This window comes from Tritonibacter mobilis (genome assembly GCF_001681715.1).
Classification (GTDB): domain Bacteria; phylum Pseudomonadota; class Alphaproteobacteria; order Rhodobacterales; family Rhodobacteraceae; genus Epibacterium; species Epibacterium mobile.
The window spans coordinates 1-3,105 of sequence record NZ_LNWY01000041.1; the positions used below are offsets into that span (position 1 = coordinate 1).

General features: G+C 59.5%; 5 protein-coding genes. 2 read left to right on the top strand and 3 right to left on the bottom strand.

From position 1 onward, the window contains the following. Nucleotides 1-457: 457 nt before the first annotated feature. Genes UB90_RS22225 through UB90_RS22235 form a run of 3 tightly spaced genes read right to left on the bottom strand, consistent with a single transcriptional unit; the run spans nucleotide 458 to nucleotide 2,229 of the window. Nucleotides 458-1,096 carry a transmembrane anchor protein gene (locus tag UB90_RS22225; protein WP_065326749.1) on the bottom strand — a complete coding sequence of 213 codons (639 nt, stop codon included), beginning with the start codon at nucleotides 1,094-1,096 and terminating at the stop codon, nucleotides 458-460. Nucleotides 1,097-1,115: 19 nt separating this feature from the next. Then, entirely contained in the window at nucleotides 1,116-1,838 is a 723-nt protein-coding gene (locus tag UB90_RS22230; protein WP_065326748.1) for a HupE/UreJ family protein, read from the bottom strand. 58 nt (nucleotides 1,839-1,896) lie between these two features. Beyond that, the gene (locus tag UB90_RS22235; RefSeq protein ID WP_131818825.1) at nucleotides 1,897-2,229 is read right to left on the bottom strand and encodes a hypothetical protein; all 333 of its coding nucleotides are present in this window, start codon (nucleotides 2,227-2,229) and stop codon (nucleotides 1,897-1,899) included. Nucleotides 2,230-2,333: 104 nt separating this feature from the next. On the opposite strand from UB90_RS22235, the gene UB90_RS22240 reads away from it, so the two are divergent. Both UB90_RS22240 and UB90_RS22245 read left to right on the top strand, forming a co-directional pair. Then, entirely contained in the window at nucleotides 2,334-2,594 is a 261-nt protein-coding gene (locus tag UB90_RS22240) for a metal-sensing transcriptional repressor (protein ID WP_009175446.1), read from the top strand. A 7-nt stretch (nucleotides 2,595-2,601) separates the two neighbouring features. Further along, nucleotides 2,602-3,105 (top strand): MFS transporter (locus UB90_RS22245; RefSeq protein ID WP_131818826.1); only part of this gene is annotated, 504 nt, incomplete at its 3' end.

Consider the following 3,105-nt stretch of genomic DNA (forward strand, 5'->3'; position numbering starts at 1 on the left):
GGAAAATCAGGGCTGATTTGCAGGTTCAGTCGGCGAAGCCGCCTGTTCCTGCTGATCTGCCACGTGGCGAACGCGGGAGGGGGCGAGGCAATGCTATTCGACCGGGTTGGTGCGGCCCGCAGGCGCAGCCGAGGACACGGCCCGGTCTAATCGGATTGCCCGAGGGGGAGGGTAGCACCCTCTCCCTGACGGCCAGGGGCGTTTGGCTTGTCCAAATCCCGCTGGCCCACAAAACAGAAGCGGCGGGGCCATCAGCCCCGCCTCCGTGTTGCGGTCATTCAATTTTGAAAACTGAGTTCACTAGTTTGGGACTGAACCGCCCTTTCTGGTGCTGGCATCGATGGCCGCAGCCAGCACACACGCGACATTCATACTGCACTTGCAAAAGATGGCCTTGCCCACTGCCCGGGCGGAGCGCTGCCGTTCGCCGCGCGGCCTACGAACGGCAGTTTCGATGTCAGCTTGCGTCTTTGAACTCGGCGTATTCGCCGCGGACTTGGACTGTCACTGTAACGTCCGAGCTGTCGCGGTTGCGCCAGAACCAGCCGTGTTCACCGTTGAATTCGGCGACTATTTCACCCTCCGCACCGGTAGAGCCGCGCCCCTTTTCATAGGTGACTGAATTGCCGCCGCCATGGCCGTGCAGGTCGAAATTGACCTTACCGCCCTCGATGATCATTCGGTATTGTGCAGTCTGGCCCTTCTCCATCACCAGCTTCCACTCAGCGGAATCACCCGGAGCCAGCGTGAAGGTGGTCTCGTCACGCCATGCTTCGGCGGTTGCGGAGGTGGCGTCCTGCGCATAAGCGGCTCCGACGAAGAGGCCAAGCACGTCGTTCAACAAGCTCGACTGTTCTTCGGCGGCCTGTTCCATCAACCGGTCAGCCTCTGCCTCGTCCGCGAGCTGGGTCTTAATCTCACCCATTTCCTTGAGACCGATGACACGGCCTATGCCGGTCGGATCAATGTTGTATTCGGCGGGTAGCACCACGGTAACGAGAATCGCCACCGCCGAAACACCGGCGATCACGGTAGAGCGAATAAGCTGTTTCGAGCTGGGGAGCTGATCGAGGCTCGGTTTTTCTGCGTTGAACATAGGGAAATCTCCTGTCGGTTCAGGCGGCCACGAAGAGGCCGGTGAGCTGGTAGCCCGTGAGAATGAAGCCAAGTGTCATCATGATGACGTTGGCGGTGTAGGCTTGCGCGAAAAAACGCGGAGAGCGGCGCCAAAACCCCATAACGATAAGGATCACGGCCAAGGCCATGAGCTGGCCTAGTTCTACCCCGACGTTGAAGGCCAGCAAGTTGGCCAGCAGTCCGTCTGAGGCGATGTCGTAGTCGAGAATCTTGGTGGCCAAGCCTGTGCCGTGGAAGAAGCCAAAGATCAGCGTCGCCAGCTTGGTATTAGGCTGGAAGCCGAACCATCGCTGGTAAGCACCGAGGTTGTCCAGCGCCTTGTATACTACCGAAATGCCGATGATGGCGTCGATGATATAGGCGTTGATGCCCCAGCCGAACCAGACGCCGAGTAGCATCGTGGTCGAATGTCCGATGGCGAAGAGGCTGACGTAAATGCCGACGTCGCGCATCTTGTAGAGGAAGAAGACGACGCCGAGCAGGAACAGGATGTGATCGTAACCGGTCACCATGTGTTTGGCGCCGAGATACATGAAGGGGATGATGTTGCCCCCCCAGATCTCCTGAATATAGCCGGCATCGCCCTCCGTGACGTTGTGGGCTGCGGCCTGCGTTGCGCCGAGTGCAAGCAGGATAAGAACTGTCAGGAACACCGGCTTGCGCAATGCGGCGCGGCGCGTGTCCCGAAAGACTGCGGTCATGTTGATCTCCGAAAAAATGTGTGAATTCTGCGTGGTGGCCGCCTCGGGCGGCACCAGTTCACACGCGCGGAGGTCGTTCGTGGCGATACACCAGACCCGGTCGCCAGAAATGCCGAGCCGAGAAGCCTGCCGCTTCGGGGACGTCCCAAGTTGTGAAGTAGGAGCCCCGCAATAAGAGCGCCGGGCTGTGATCATGATCGGCAACATCATGGCTGTGGCCGTGTAGCGCCCAGGCGAGATCTACCTCGAACCCATGGCTATGGCCATGAGTCTCGACCATCTCCGCATGGTCCTGAAGGGTGGCAAGGACATCTGGGATGTGGGACGTGACCGGCTGGGATGACCAGAACACAAGACACAGGCAGAGGAGCGCGGCGAGGCCTCGCTGCATCAATCCCGTCCATTTCTTGGCAATCCTTACCTGCACCATGTCCCTGCTCGTGGCTCGCTAAACGCCATCTTGCTTTATCCTCCCTAGGGGGATAACTCGTTCTTATGATAGAACCACACCGGCATGCAAGCCACCCCAAGCTCTCCGCACGGCTGAAACGCGCCGAAGGGCATCTGCGCTCAGTCATCGACATGATCGAGCACGGGCGCCCCTGTCTCGAAATCGCGCAGCAGCTTCAGGCGGTGGAAAAAGCCGTCCGCAACGCCAAACAGGCGCTGATCCATGACCACATGGATCATTGCCTCGACGGGGAAAACTCCGAATCCGACCGGGCCGAACTCAAGGCCATCTCACGTTACCTTTGAGGCTATCATGATGGACATCTTGTCTGACCGCACCTACCGGCACCTCTTCCTTGCCCAAGTGGTTGCATTGCTGGGAACGGGCCTTGCGACAGTTGCGCTTGGGTTGTTGGCCTACGATCTGGCAGGAGACGGCGCAGCAATGGTGCTGGGCACGGTCTTCACCATCAAGATGGTGGCCTATGTGGGGATTGCCCCGGTTGCAGGTGCCTTTGCGGACCGGGTGAACCGCCGTCGGCTGCTTGTTGCGCTAGACCTGGTGCGCGCTGCCGTGGCGCTGCCCTTTGTGACCGAGGTCTGGCAGGTCTACGTGCTGATCTTCCTGCTACAGTCTGCCTCGGCGGCCTTCACGCCCACTTTCCAGGCTACGATCCCCGATGTGCTGCCCGACGAGGCGCGCTACACCCGTGCGCTTTCGCTCTCGCGTCTGGCCTATGATCTGGAAAACATCATTAGCCCGACATTGGCGGCGCTACTGCTTGCAATGATGAGCTACAATACGCTGTTCCTAGGA